This is a genomic window from Microbacterium sp. W1-4-2 (assembly GCF_058349885.2).
The window spans coordinates 901,035-914,152 of record NZ_JBYRJC020000002.1 but is presented as its reverse complement, the minus strand read 5'-3'; the positions used below and the strand labels follow the sequence as shown (position 1 = coordinate 914,152).

Genomic DNA, 13,118 nt, shown 5'->3' with positions numbered 1-13,118 from the left:
ATCATGACCACCACGATCACCACGCCTCACGAGGCCCCGCGGACCGCCCCGTCCGTCCCCGTCGCCGCCCGTGCGGTCGACGTCGTGAAGACCTACGGGCACGGCGACGCCGTCGTCCGCGCGCTCGACGGCGCGACCGTGACGATCCCCCGCGGCCGGTTCACCGCCGTGATGGGACCATCCGGATCGGGCAAGTCGACCTTGATGCACGCGCTGGCGGGCCTCGACCGGGTGGACTCCGGCCGCATCCTGCTCGGCGACCTCGATCTGACCATGCTCTCCGAGCGGGAGCGGACCCTGTTGCGCCGCGAACGACTCGGGTTCGTCTTCCAGGCGTTCAATCTGATCCCCGCCCTCACCGCGCGGGAGAACATCGCGCTGCCCCTGACCCTGGCCGGCAAACGTCCCGACTCCGACTGGTTCGCCGAGGTGGTCGATGTACTCGGGATCGGCAGCAGACTCTCCCACCGCCCCTCGCAGTTGTCGGGCGGACAGCAACAGCGCGTCGCCGTCGGCCGCGCCCTCATCGCCCGTCCCGAGCTGGTCTTCGCCGACGAGCCGACCGGCAACCTCGACTCGCGTGCCGGAGCGGCCCTCCTGGACTTCCTGCGCCACGCGACCCGCTCCCTGGGGCAGACGATCGTGATGGTCACGCACGATCCGGTGGCCGCGGCGTCTGCCGACCGCGTCGTGTTCCTCACCGACGGACAGATCGTCGACGAGCTCGCCGACCCGACGGCGGACACGGTGCTCGCCCGCATGTCGAACCTCGAGACCGCGCAGGGGCGGTGATCCCGATGTGGCGACTCGCTCTCAAGAACACGCTCGCGCACCGCTCGCGACTCGCGCTCACCTGGATCGCGGTGGCGCTCGGCGTCGCGTTCGTCACCGGAAGCCTGGTGCTCACCGATACCAGCACCCGGGTGCTGGACGAGCAGTTCCGCACCACAGCGGCCGGCGTGGACCTCACCGTCCGCGCGGCGGCGGCCTTCGACTCGGCGATGGGGGTCGCCGTGGAGCGCGATCCGCTCCCGGCCGACCTCGCCGATCGCGTCCGCGCCGTCCCCGGTGTGGCCGCGGCTCGCGCCACCGCCGGTGGCAGCGCCCAGCTGGCGACCCGCGGGGCCGGCATGCCGAGCATGCCGATCCTGCTCGGCTCGTGGGAACAGGCGCCGTTCGCGCCCTACGTGGTGCGCGCAGGACACGCCCCTCGTGCGGCGGACGAAGCCGTCATCGACCTGGCCACCGCCCGTCGGCGGCAGATCGCCCTCGGCGACACGATCACCGTGTCGGCGAGCGCCAGCCGCACCCTGCGGGTGGTCGGGCTCGTCGGGGTCGGCGACGCGGACGGCCTCGCGAACACCACCGTCGCGCTCACGAGCCTGCCCGCCGCCCAGTCGCTGCTGGGGCTCGGATCCCGCGTCACCGCGGTCGAGGTCGTGGCCGCCGCCGACACGGGCGTCTCGGCACTGCGCGAGCGGATCGCCGACCGCCTGGGCGCCCCATTCGCGGTCACCGGCGCCCAGGACGCCGCGGCCGCGAGCGCGGCGTCCGCGCAGCAGAGCGTGCAGTTCCTGCGCATCGTCCTGCTGGCCCTGGCCGGTGCCGGCCTCGTGGTCGGCGCCTTCCTCATCGCGAACACGTTCGGCATCGTGCTCACGCACCGGTCGAAGGAGTTCGCACTGCTGCGTGCGGCCGGAGCCACCGGCCGCCAGGTACTCGGCTCCATCGTCGGCGAGGCCTTCATCGTCGGGCTCACCGGCGCAGGGGGAGGCATCCTGCTCGGCGTCGGCGCCGCCTATGGACTGCGTGGGCTTGCGCAGGGTGCGGGCCTTGCCCTTCCCGACGGGCCGCTGACCGTGACCACCGAGACGATCCTCGTCGCGCTGCTCGCCGGCACCGGGGTCACCCTCCTGGCCGCCCTGGGCCCGGCCCGCCGCGCCGCCCGGGTCGCTCCCGTCGAGGCGATGCGGGCCTCCGATCCGGCTCCGGCCGCACGCCGCCGGGCACGGATCGTCACCGGCTGGGCGGCCCTCGGTGCCGGCGTGGTCCTGGTGGCTGCGGTCGCCTTCGTCCGCAACGCGGGCATGGTCGCCGTCGGCGCCGTGCTTCTGCTGGCCGCGCTCGCCCTGCTCGGCCCGGTCGTGGCGCCGTGGCTTGTCCGTGTCGTCGGGCGCCCCCTGAGCACCCTCGGCGTGCCCGGGCAGCTGGCGCGCGAGTCGGCGGTCCGCCATCCGGGCCGCACCGCGGCGACCGTGACGGCCCTGGCCATCGGCCTCACCCTGATCGGCTTCGTGGCCGTGGTGGGCGGCTCGGTCAAGGCGTTCACGGCAGGCGGCGCCGAGGTCGTCACCGCGGACCTGCTCGTGCAGAGCAGCAACGATGAGATGCTGGGCGGGCTCTCTCCCGAGGTCGCCCAGCGCGCTGCCGCCCGCCCCGAGGTGGCGGCCACGTCGGTCACCCGGTTCGGCCACTGGCTCGACGACGGCACCGCCAATGCCCTGACCGCGGTCGATCCGTCCACCCTGCCGGACGTCGTGCAGATCCGGATGGACTCGGGCAGCCTCTCCCGCATCGCGAACGGCGGAGTCGTGGTCGCCGAGTCCGTCGCAACCTCGCGGCACCTCGCACCGGGCGACTCGCTAGCGATGACGTTCCCGCGCGATGGTGAGCAGAGGATGCCGGTGGTCGGCGTGATGGCAGACAGCACCGCGCAGGCCCTGTCGACGGACTACGTGATCTCGCTGGACGCGTACGCCGACCACTACAACGAGAAGATCGACGCGACCGTCTACGTCGCCGTCGCCGACGGCGTGTCGGTGGGCAGGGCCCGGGCGGCGCTCGACGCCGCGCTCGCAGGCTTCCCCAACGCGCAGATCCGCGATCACGCCGAGGCCGCGGCCGGGCGCGCGGCGGCGATCGAGGAGGTCCTCGGGCTGGTGACGGTCCTGCTGGGCTTCGCCGTCTTCATCGCACTGCTCGGCATCACCAACACGCTGACGCTGTCGATCGTGGAGCGCACCCGCGAGATCGGGCTGCTGCGGGCGATCGGCATGACCCGGCGTCAGCTCGGCCGGATGATCTGCGCCGAAGCCGTGCTCGTCGCCGCCATCGCGGCCGTCGTCGGCCTAGCGTTCGGGATCGCCCTGGGTGTCGCCACGGTCTGGGCGCTGGCACCCGGTCCGCAGCCGATCGTCATCGTGCCCACCGGTCAGCTCGTCACGACCGCGGCCGTCGCCGTCCTCGCGGGGCTGGCCGCGGGCCTCCTGCCGGCCCGGCGCGCATCCCGGCTCGACGTGCTCACCGCGATCGCCGCCGAATGAGGGCATCGGGGCCGGCCGCGTGTACGCGAGGCCGGCCCCGATCTCTCGCGGTGCGAGCTCCGACCTGCGAGGATGATCACCATGTCCGGATGTCCCAGCACGCCACACATCCGGCTGCGGCAGCTTCACGCAGACGACGCCGCCACCCTGGCGAAGCTGTACCGCGCCAACCGCGACCACCTCGCACCGTTCGAGCCCACCCGCGCCGAAGAGTTCTTCACGACCGCCGGGCAGGCCCGCCGGATCGCCGGCGCACTCGCCGATCGCGAGCACGGGCGAGCCGAGCCTTACCTCATCGAGGTCGACGGCCGCCCGGCCGGTCGGATAAACGTCACCAACATCGTGCGCGGCCCCTTCTGCAGCGCATCGCTCGGCTACTGGGTGTCCCAAGAGGTGACGGGGCGCGGTGTCGCCACCGCCGCGGTGGGCCACGTCATCGCCGAGTGCTTCGCCCAGCACGGACTGCACCGGCTCGAAGCGAGCACCCTCACCGACAACCACTCCTCGCAGAAGGTCCTCCGGCGCAACGGCTTCACCCTCATCGGGCGTGCTCCCCGCTACCTGCACATCGCCGGCCAGTGGCGCGACCACCTCCTCTTCCAGCGCCTCGCAGACGACACGTCCGCCCCGGCGGCCTGACACCGCCCGCGTGCGACGCAACCCGGCGATTTCGCCGGCGCGAACCCGGCGACCCCGATGACACGGTGGTGCTGTCGTCTCCCGACCCGGCAGGCGACACCGACATCCCCACGGAACGGACCTACCGACATGACCACAAAGTCCACCACCCAGATCGACATCCGCCGCGCGGAACCCGAGGACGCCGGGACCGTGATGGAGATGGTCCGCGAGATCGCCGAGCACGAGGGTCACCTCGCGCACCTGACCGTCACGACGCATCGCTGGGCCCAAGTGCTCGCCCGCCACGATGTCGTCGTCCTCATCGCGCACAGCGGCGGCGGCGCGCTCGGGTACGTCTCCGCGGTCCGCCGCATCCACCTGTGGAACGACACCGACATCCTCGCCCTCGACGACCTCTACGTTCGCGAAGCCTTCCGCGACCACGGGGTCGGCCGCCTGCTCATGACCACACTTGCTTCGGAGTTCGCCGCGCCGGACGGCCTCACCGTGACCTGGGGCGTCGAGCCCGACAACGAGGCGGGCCAGCGCTTCTACCGTCGCCTCGGCGCCACGCTCCGCGACAAGGTCATCGCCGGCTGGTCCCCCGACGCATACTCCCGCGCCACCGCCGCGGCGCGCTCCTGAACCCCTGGTCTCGTCGACCACGATCATCGAGAAACGCCATGCCCACAGCATCCACTCCCCGCACCCGCAGCCCGCACGCACCTGCCCCGACTGTCGGCGGACGCGCCAGAAACCTCGCCCTCGGACTGCTGGTGTCCGCACAGTTCGTGGTGATGCTCGACACCTCGATCGTCAACGTTGCGCTGCCGTCCCTCCAAGCCGACCTCGGACTGGACCCGGCGGCGCTCACGTGGGTGGTCAACGCCTACGTGCTCGCGTTCGGCGGGCTGCTCCTCCTCTCCGGCCGGGTCGCAGACCTGTTCGGCAGACGCCGCACCTTCGCCGTCGGCTCTGCGCTGTTCACGATCGGCACGCTGATGGCTGCGAGTGCGCCCGGCGCGCAGCTGCTCATCGCCGGCCGGATCGTCCAGGGCATCGGCGCCGCCGCGCTCAGTCCAGCCGCCATGTCACTGCTCCTGCACATGTTCCCCGGGCCGCAGCGCGCCAAGGCCATGAGCGTCTGGGGCGCAGCCTCGACGCTGGGAGGGGCGACCGGGGTCGTCGCCGGCGGCATCCTGTCCGGATGGCTCGGGTGGCAGTCCGTCTTCCTCGTGACGGTTCCCTTCTCGGCCGCCGCGATCCTGATGGGCCGCAGGCTCCTGGCCGAAACGCATGCCGGCCCCAGCCGCCGATTCGACCTGGCGGGCGCGACGACGATCACCGCAGCCGTCGTGGCCCTCGTCCACGGTGCGCTCTCCGCCGCTCAGCACGGCTGGAGTTCGCCGTCGACGTTCGGCAGTCTCGCCGCCGCAGCGCTGCTGTCAGTGATCTTCGTGCTCATCGAGCGGCGGACCGCCGACCCGCTGGTCCCGCTTGCGCTCTTCAGGTCGCCGGTTCTGTCGATCGGTGTCGGTCTGGCCCTTCTCGGCGGGGCGGCCAGAGCATCCACCTTCGTCCTCATCGCCCTGTATCTGCAGCAGGCCCTCTCCATCGCCCCGGCACAGGGCGGGCTCGCGATGGTCCCGACGTCCCTGGCCGGCTTCGCGGTGTCGCTCGCACTGCTCCCCCGGGTGCTGCGCGCCATCGGTCCGGAGCGCAGCCTCGTCATCGGGCTGATCGTCCTCGCCGCCGGCCACCTCTGGCTGGCCTGCGCCCCTCGCGGCGCGGGCTACCTCGTTGCCGTTCTGCCCGGACTGCTGCTGGTCGCCACCGGCGTCGCGCTCAGCTTCACGCCCACCACGATGGTCATCGCATCCGGCCTCCCGGACGCACGCACCGGCCTCGCCTCGGGCCTCGCCGGATCGGCCACTCAGATCGGAGCCGCGCTCGGAGTGGCCGCCTTCACCGCGATCGGCATGGACGTCGCCGGCGAGAGCACCGGCGCACTCGGAGCCGCCGCATTCTCGGCCGCTTTCACCGCGGCGGCCGCGGTCGCCGTCCTCACCGCAGCGCTCGGGATCACCCTCACGCGCGTCCCCTCAGGGCAGCGCGCCACCCGCGTCGCCCGAAGAACTCCCGCACGGGCAGAAGCAGCCCGATCAGCGAGAGCGCGATGAACACGATCTGGTGGATGTGGTCCTTGCCGGGCGGAAGCCCGCCCACCAGGTGCAGTGCCCAGAAGATCGGATAGAACCACAGCGCGACCCATGCCCAGCGCTCGCGCCGGCGGAACGGAAAGACGACCACCAGGCCGCCGAACAGGCCGAACCCGATCGACGCGAGTCCGTCGGCGCGATAGAGCAGTTCGTCGCTGCCCATGGGGACGATCGCGATCACGAGGCCGAAGACGAGGATGCCGAGACTGACGACGGCGAGGCACAGCACACCGATCCGCACCGTGACTCTCTGCCGACGCACGTCAGCCACGATACCCTGGGTCCCCGTCATTGCCCGACCTCAGCCGTCTGTGATGCGCCGCGTTGCACGGGGAGAGTTCCGTCGTGCCCTCTGGTTCAGCGTCCTCGGCCTGCTCGATCTCGCGGTCGCCGTCACGCTGGGCGCTCTCACCAGCACCTCGACCGCCCCAGCCGCGCTCGGCGCGGAAGCTACTCCGCAAGGAGTACGGACAGATACTCCCGCGGCCCGATGACGACGCGGCCGCAGGCGCCGAGAATGTGAAGGAACGACGCGATCCCCCTCGAGGAAAGGAACGCCGATGTCCACTCCCAGCTTCCCCGAAATCCTGACTCGTCGATCTCGCGAAGCCCTCATCACGCTGGCGGCTCAGTTCCTGCTGGGCATGGGCGCGAACCTCGTCGGCAGCCCCGAAGAGAACACCGGCGCCGGGGCCGTGGTGGCGGGCATCGTTCTGGGCCTGCACGCGCTGGTGGGCATCGGAGTCATCGTCGTGTCGGTGCGGGTCTGGCTGGCCGCGCGACACGAGGACCTGTCGGTGCGAGCGGCGCTGTCGGCGTTCGTCGTCGTCATCCTGACGTTCCTCGCCGGGGTCGGCACGATGATGACCGACAACGGCTGGCTGTCGTTCGCGATGTCGGTCGGATTCGTCGCAGCGGCCGCCCTGTATGTCACGACCGGCGCCACCGCCCTCGCGCGACAGCGTTCATCCGCGGTGCGATGAGCTCCGGTCGCTCTCGCTGTCACGCGTCGGCGGCTCTGCGGGCGGCCTCGAACGCGTGCTCGGCCGCGACGATGGCGGCCTCGGCGCTCGCCCTGCGCTCGTCCACGACCGGGGCCTCGCCCTGAGCCTTCCGCAGCTGCTCCCGGACACGCGCGAGCTCGGCGTCCAGCTCACGCTCACGGCCCGTCAGCTGCTCGAGGCGGCGGGCGACGTCAGCGGCCTCGCGGTCGGCCCTGTCGAGCTCGCGCTGCGCACGGGCGAGGTCCTGTTCCGCCTCGCGCACCGCCCGCTCGGCCTGGCGACGCTCCCGACGCGCGGCCACTTCGTCGACCTGCGGGCCAGCGGCGACCGGTGCGCTCGGCGCGCCGCCGCCGACCGCCGCGGCCACGTCGAACGGGACCCCGCTCGACGGCTCGAGCTCGCGGACCAGACGTCCCGACGCGACCGCGGCCGCGGCATCCCGATCGAAGAAGGCCGCGGCGATCGTCTGCTGCACCGCCTCGAGAGTGGATGCCGTGACCCGGGCGCCACGAGCGGATGCCAGCGCCACCGCATCCCGGGCGAGCTTGTCGGTCAGCGCGCGGCGCCGACGTCCGAGCTCGGCGAGGGTCGAGGCATCCATGTCGCTCTGCGCCTCACGCAGCTCCTCGGCGAGCTGCAGCGCCTGACCGAGCTCGCCCGCGCGCTCGCGGGCGAACACATTCACGATCCACGCGGCGACCGACGGTTTGCGCAGCGTGCGGATCTGGTTCGCAAGATCCGGATCCGAGACGTCGTCGGCACGGGCGTTGCGCGCCCCGATGAACTCCGCCGGGGGGCCGGAGTACAGCTCCACGGCGACGTCTTCCAGCAGCCGTTCGGGCATCAGCGGCGGCCTCTCACAGAGCGTCTGCACATGCCTCGGAGCCTACGCGTCGCGCCCGGTGCGCGAGGTCTGATTCACGACAAGAAATGCATTGACTGGAGATCTGCCGGAAGAGTAATATTCGTGCGATCAGCGCTCGTTGAGTGCTGACGACACGGCGGGCCAGCCACGGACATGTTCCGGTTGTCGCCACCCGAAGCTCGCGATGCCGCGCGACCGTTTCCGCCGGGGCTGGGGACGAACACGCACACGGGCGATTCTGCTCACACATCCTTCCGACTCTCGTCTTTCTGACACTCGTCATTCTGCGCGGAGTGCCTGCTCCGCGCTGCCTCTCGCCGCGCCCCCGGTCACCGACATGTCCATATGCCGGCGAAACGGCCGGCGCACTCGGGCGCACGATGCCCGGAAAGCGAGTTTCAGATGTCCAAGCAATCCCCCATGTCGACGCGTCGGCGGGGACTTCTGGCGATGGGCGTGATCGGCGCCTGTACGATCGCCTTCCTCACTCCCGGCGCCGCCGATGCGATCCTGCCGGGCAGCACCTTCGAGGGCAACGACGGCAATCTGGTCCACGCCAGCTCGACGACGACCGACTGGGACAACGTGGCCGGCCGCAGCGTCGGCATCGACCGCCCCACCGGCAAGACCGACAACTCCTTCGGCCAGGGCACGAAGGAGGATGACACGGGCCCGACGGTGGTGACCGGTTCGATCCCGCCGAACAAGAACGATCTGACGCGCTTCTACGAGGCATCGGAGCAGGTCTCCAACGGAGACATCTTCCTGTACCTCGGGTGGGAGCGCCTGGTCAACATCGGCAACGCGAACCTCGACTTCGAGATCAACCAGGCGACGAGCCCGACGTTCACGGCCGATGCCACCGGAGCGGTGACGCTCAACCGCACTCCGGGCGACCTCCTGGTCACCTACGACTTCGGCGGCAGCGGCACACCCACGATCGGCATCAACACGTGGGTGACGTCCGACAACGGCACCGCGGCGGACTGCTACTCGAGCAGCTCTCTCCCCTGCTGGGGCAAGCACAAGAGCGTGAGCGGCTTCTCCGAGGCGGCGGTGAACACCGGCACGATCGACGAGCCGATCGCCGGAGGCACCCTCGGCGCCGGGCTGTTCGGCGAGACGGCCATCAACCTGACGGATGCGGGCGTGTTCCCTCCGAACGTGTGCGAGGCGTTCGGATCGGCCTTCATCAAGAGCCGTTCGTCGTCGTCGTTCACGGCCGAGCTGAAGGACTTCATCGCCCCGATCCCGGTGCAGATCTCGAACTGCGGCAGCATCACGATCAAGAAGGTCACGCAGAACGCGCCCGCCAATGACACGACGACGTTCCCGTACACGACGACGAACCTGACACCGACGTCGTTCACGCTCGCCGGCGGAGGCCAGAAGGTCTTCGACAAGCTGGGCGTGGGAACCTACACCGTGACAGAGGGAGCGAACCCCGCGCACTGGAACTTCGTGAGCCTGACCTGTGACGCCACCGAGCAGATCAGCGGCAAGACGGTCACGATCGACCTCGCACCGGGGCAGAACGTCACCTGCACGTACACGAACCACTTCACGAACAGTCCGACGATCGCCACGACGCTGTCGGCACAGAGCGTGGACGTGGGCTCGTCCGTGCATGACTCGGCGAGCCTCACCGGCGCGACGGCGAACGCCGGCGGCACGGTGACCTACACCGTGTACACCGACAACGCCTGCACACTGGGCGCGCGGGACGCCGGGACGAAGCCGGTGACCAACGGAGTGGTCACGGACTCGAACGCGCTGGTGTTCAACACCGTAGGCACCTTCTACTGGCAGGCGGTCTATTCGGGTGACGCGAACAACAACAGCGCCACGAGCGCGTGCATGTCGGAGGTGCTGACGGTCAAGAAGCTGCAGCCCACCGTGTCCACCGCGCAGAAGGTGATCCCGAACGACGCGATGACGCTCGCGGGCGGCTTCAGCCCGACGGGTTCCATCACGTTCAACCTCTATGCGCCGACGGATGCCACCTGCTCCGGCACCCCGGCGCTGACCCAGACTGTTTCCGTCGCGAGCGGAAACGGCGTCTACAGCACCACCAACACGACGTTCGTGGCGAGCGCGGAAGGGACCTGGCGCTGGGCCTCCAGCTACAGCGGCGACGCCAGCAACCAGCCCGCCACCTCGGCGTGCGGCGTGGAGCAGTTCACGATCCTCAACCACTGAGGCAGTGAGGTGGCCGGCACGACGAGAGCGTGCCGGCCACCGGCGTGCGCGGCACGGAAACAGAGCGTCGCGCGGCGTCACAGTGCGGAACACGTTTTGGGTTCTGGCCCGGACAACGGCGAGGCTCGAAGGGCGGCAGGAGACAGCATCCACCGTCACTCCCCCCTTCACGAAAGAGGCACGCGCATGTCCACGACCACTCCCGAGCAGCCGAGCGACCCGAACGGTCTGCCGCTTCCCGAGAAGCCGAAGTCGAAGCTCGGCTGGGTGATCGGGATCGGCGTGGTTGCGATCGCGGTGATCGTGGCCGTCGTGCTCGTGATCGTCAACGTGACGGCGCCGAAGTCCACCGCCGCGGCCGAGACGACGACGGTGCGGATCGGCACGACCGAGGCGGCCGCTCCGTACTGGCCGATCCTCACGAAGCTCGCCGCGAAGGAGGGCATCACCATCAAGGTCGTGAACTTCAGCGACTACACGCAGGCGGACCCGGCGCTGTCGCAGAAGCAGATCGACCTCAATCTCTTCCAGCACCTGCTGTTCCTGGCCGACTACAACGTGTCCAATCACGACACGCTCACGCCGATCGCGTCGACCCTCGTCGTGCCGCTGCCGCTGTACTCGAAGAAGTACACGGCAGTCGCCGACATCCCGCACGGTGCGAAGATCGCGATCCCGAACGACGCGACCAACCAGGCGCGGGCACTGCTCGTGCTGCAGGAGGCGGGCCTGCTGAAGCTGAAGGACGGCGGCAGCGTGCTGTCGACCCCGGCCGACATCATCGCCGCCGAGTCCCGGGTGAGCGTCGTGCCGGTGGATGCCGCGCAGACCGCGCCGGCTCTCGCTTCGGCCGACGGCGCCGTGATCAACAACAACTTCGCGCTCACCGCGGGGATCGACCCGAAGAGTGCGCTGTTCCAGGACGATCCGAAGAAGGCTGCCGCCGAGCCGTACATCAACGCGTTCGTCGCCCGCGCCGCCGACAAGGACAACCCCGTCTATCTGAAGATCGCTGCGCTCTACCAGAGCACGGCGGTCACCGACGCGGTGCTCGCCGAGTCGAAGGACACCGCCGTGATCGTCAAGCGTCCGCAGGCGCAGCTCGCCGGCATCCTTGCGGGTCTCGAGAAGACCGTTCAGGCGGCCCGGTAGTGACCGAAGGCCCCCTCATCGAGTTCCGCGAGGTCTCGAAGAGCTTCGGCTCGGGTGCGAACAGGGTGACGGCGGTGGATGCTGTCACCCTGTCGATCGCGCGCGGTGAGATCTTCGGCATCATCGGGTACTCCGGTGCGGGCAAGAGCACGCTGGTGCGCCTCATCAACGCCCTCGAGCCGGTGACCAGCGGCGAGCTGCTGATCGACGGCGTCGATGTGGCGCAGCTGTCGGAGGCGAAGCTGCGTCGCATCCGGGCCGGGATCGGGATGATCTTCCAGCAGTTCAACCTGTTCCGCTCGCGGACCGTGTTCGGCAACGTCGCCTACCCGCTGAAGGTCGCGGGGTGGCCGCGGGCGGATCGCAGGCGCCGCGTCGCCGAGCTGCTCGCTTTCGTCGGGCTCACCGACAAGGCCTGGAGCTACCCCGACCAGCTCTCCGGTGGTCAGAAACAGCGCGTCGGGATCGCCCGCGCCCTCGCGACCAACCCGAAGATCCTGCTCGCCGACGAGTCGACGTCGGCGCTCGATCCGGAGACGACCGCGGACGTGCTGCGGCTGCTCGCCCGTGTGAACCGCGAGCTCGGCGTCACGATCGTCGTCATCACCCACGAGATGGAGGTCGTCCGCTCGATCGCCGACCGGGTCGCCGTGCTCGACGCCGGCCGGATCATCGAGACCGGCACCGTGTTCGACGTGTTCTCGGACCCGCAGACCGAGACCGCGCGGCGCTTCGTGGGCACCGTGCTGAAGAACGAACCCGACGAGGTCGAGTTCGAGCGGCTCAGAGCACGCCATGGCGGGCGTCTGGTCACCGCCCGGGTCCACGACGACGGGCGGCTGGGCGCCGTGCTCTCCGATGCGCTCGCGACCGGCGGTGTGCGCTTCGAGATCGTCTTCGGCGGCATCAGCGCACTGCAGGGCAAGTCGTTCGGCAGTCTCACCCTCGAGCTGCTCGGCGACGACGATGCCGTGGACGGCCTGATCGCCGACCTGCGCGCGATCACCCAGGTCGAGGAGGTCGCCCGATGAAAGCCGACTGGTCGACGCTGTGGCCCGTCTTCGTCCAGGCGATCGGCGAGACCCTGTGGATGGTGATCGCGACGCTGCTGCTGGGCGGACTGTTCGGCCTGATCCTGGGCGTGCTGCTCTACACCACCCGTAAGGGCGGGCTGCTGCAGAACGCACCGGTGTTCACGATCCTCAACGTGCTCGTGAACATCGTGCGACCGATCCCGTTCATCATCTTCATCACCGCGGTGGCTCCGCTCACGCTCAGCGTGATCGGCACGTTCATCGGCACGGCCGCCGCGATCTTCCCCATGGTCATCGCGGCGAGCTTCGGCATCTCGCGGATCGTCGAGCAGAACCTCGTCACGATCGAGCCCGGTGTCATCGAAGCGGCGCGCGCCATGGGCGCGAGCCCGTGGCGCATCATCCTGACGCTGCTCATCCCCGAAGCCCTCGGCCCGCTGATCCTCGGCTACACCTTCGTGTTCGTCGCGATCGTCGATCTGTCGGCTATCGCCGGCAGCGTCGGGGGCGGCGGACTCGGCGACTTCGCCATCCAGTACGGCTACCACCGCTACGACTGGATCGCGACCTGGGCCGCGGTCCTGGTGATCATCATCCTCGTGCAGGCCGCCCAGTTCCTCGGCAACCGGCTCGCGCGGATGGCCCTGCGGCGGTAGACGCGCTCGGCCGTTCGCGCGTCATCGCCCACGCGGCCGGCACAC

At 70.2% G+C, this 13,118-nt stretch carries 12 protein-coding genes; 10 read left to right on the top strand and 2 right to left on the bottom strand.

From position 1 onward, the window contains the following. Positions 1 to 3: 3 nt before the first annotated feature. The 5 genes from AC3RX0_RS11995 to AC3RX0_RS11975 all read left to right on the top strand — a co-directional run bounded on the left by AC3RX0_RS11995 (position 4) and on the right by AC3RX0_RS11975 (position 6,124). The gene (locus AC3RX0_RS11995) at positions 4 to 792 is read left to right on the top strand and encodes an ABC transporter ATP-binding protein (protein WP_491506208.1); all 789 of its coding nucleotides are present in this window, start codon (positions 4 to 6) and stop codon (positions 790 to 792) included. 5 nt (positions 793 to 797) lie between these two features. Then, positions 798 to 3,323, top strand: coding sequence for an ABC transporter permease (locus AC3RX0_RS11990; protein WP_491506207.1), 2,526 nt, complete (start codon positions 798 to 800; stop codon positions 3,321 to 3,323). A gap of 81 nt (positions 3,324 to 3,404) precedes the next feature. Further along, positions 3,405 to 3,962, top strand: a complete 558-nt coding sequence (locus tag AC3RX0_RS11985; protein ID WP_491506206.1) for a GNAT family N-acetyltransferase — start codon at positions 3,405 to 3,407, stop codon at positions 3,960 to 3,962. Positions 3,963 to 4,091: 129 nt separating this feature from the next. Continuing rightward, entirely contained in the window at positions 4,092 to 4,589 is a 498-nt protein-coding gene (locus tag AC3RX0_RS11980; protein ID WP_491506205.1) for a GNAT family N-acetyltransferase, read from the top strand. A 38-nt stretch (positions 4,590 to 4,627) separates the two neighbouring features. Then, on the top strand, positions 4,628 to 6,124 hold the full coding sequence (locus AC3RX0_RS11975; RefSeq protein ID WP_491506204.1) for an MFS transporter: 1,497 nt from the start codon (positions 4,628 to 4,630) through the stop codon (positions 6,122 to 6,124). On the opposite strand, the gene AC3RX0_RS11970 is transcribed toward AC3RX0_RS11975, so the two are convergent. Beyond that, complete coding sequence (locus AC3RX0_RS11970; protein WP_491506203.1) at positions 6,033 to 6,425, bottom strand: hypothetical protein; 393 nt, start codon at positions 6,423 to 6,425, stop codon at positions 6,033 to 6,035. The genes AC3RX0_RS11975 and AC3RX0_RS11970 overlap by 92 nt on opposite strands. A gap of 298 nt (positions 6,426 to 6,723) precedes the next feature. Here AC3RX0_RS11970 and AC3RX0_RS11965 point away from each other — a divergent pair, with 298 nt between their 5' ends. Further along, entirely contained in the window at positions 6,724 to 7,146 is a 423-nt protein-coding gene (locus AC3RX0_RS11965; protein WP_491506202.1) for a hypothetical protein, read from the top strand. A 19-nt stretch (positions 7,147 to 7,165) separates the two neighbouring features. On the opposite strand, the gene AC3RX0_RS11960 is transcribed toward AC3RX0_RS11965, so the two are convergent. Beyond that, a complete protein-coding gene (locus tag AC3RX0_RS11960; RefSeq protein WP_491506201.1) occupies positions 7,166 to 8,011 on the bottom strand; it encodes a transposase in 846 nt (281 codons plus the stop codon). A 441-nt stretch (positions 8,012 to 8,452) separates the two neighbouring features. Here AC3RX0_RS11960 and AC3RX0_RS11955 point away from each other — a divergent pair, with 441 nt between their 5' ends. The 4 genes from AC3RX0_RS11955 to AC3RX0_RS11940 all read left to right on the top strand — a co-directional run bounded on the left by AC3RX0_RS11955 (position 8,453) and on the right by AC3RX0_RS11940 (position 13,073). Then, a complete protein-coding gene (locus tag AC3RX0_RS11955; protein WP_491506200.1) occupies positions 8,453 to 10,231 on the top strand; it encodes a hypothetical protein in 1,779 nt (592 codons plus the stop codon). Between the two features lie 186 nt (positions 10,232 to 10,417). Further along, on the top strand, positions 10,418 to 11,383 hold the full coding sequence (locus AC3RX0_RS11950) for a MetQ/NlpA family ABC transporter substrate-binding protein (RefSeq protein WP_491506199.1): 966 nt from the start codon (positions 10,418 to 10,420) through the stop codon (positions 11,381 to 11,383). After that, positions 11,383 to 12,414 carry a methionine ABC transporter ATP-binding protein gene (locus AC3RX0_RS11945; protein ID WP_491506198.1) on the top strand — a complete coding sequence of 344 codons (1,032 nt, stop codon included), beginning with the start codon at positions 11,383 to 11,385 and terminating at the stop codon, positions 12,412 to 12,414. Before AC3RX0_RS11950 ends, AC3RX0_RS11945 begins: the two co-directional genes overlap by 1 nt. Beyond that, positions 12,411 to 13,073 (top strand): methionine ABC transporter permease, encoded by a 663-nt coding sequence (locus AC3RX0_RS11940; RefSeq protein ID WP_491506197.1) that lies wholly within the window; start codon positions 12,411 to 12,413, stop codon positions 13,071 to 13,073. Before AC3RX0_RS11945 ends, AC3RX0_RS11940 begins: the two co-directional genes overlap by 4 nt. The last annotated feature ends 45 nt before the right edge of the window (positions 13,074 to 13,118 follow it).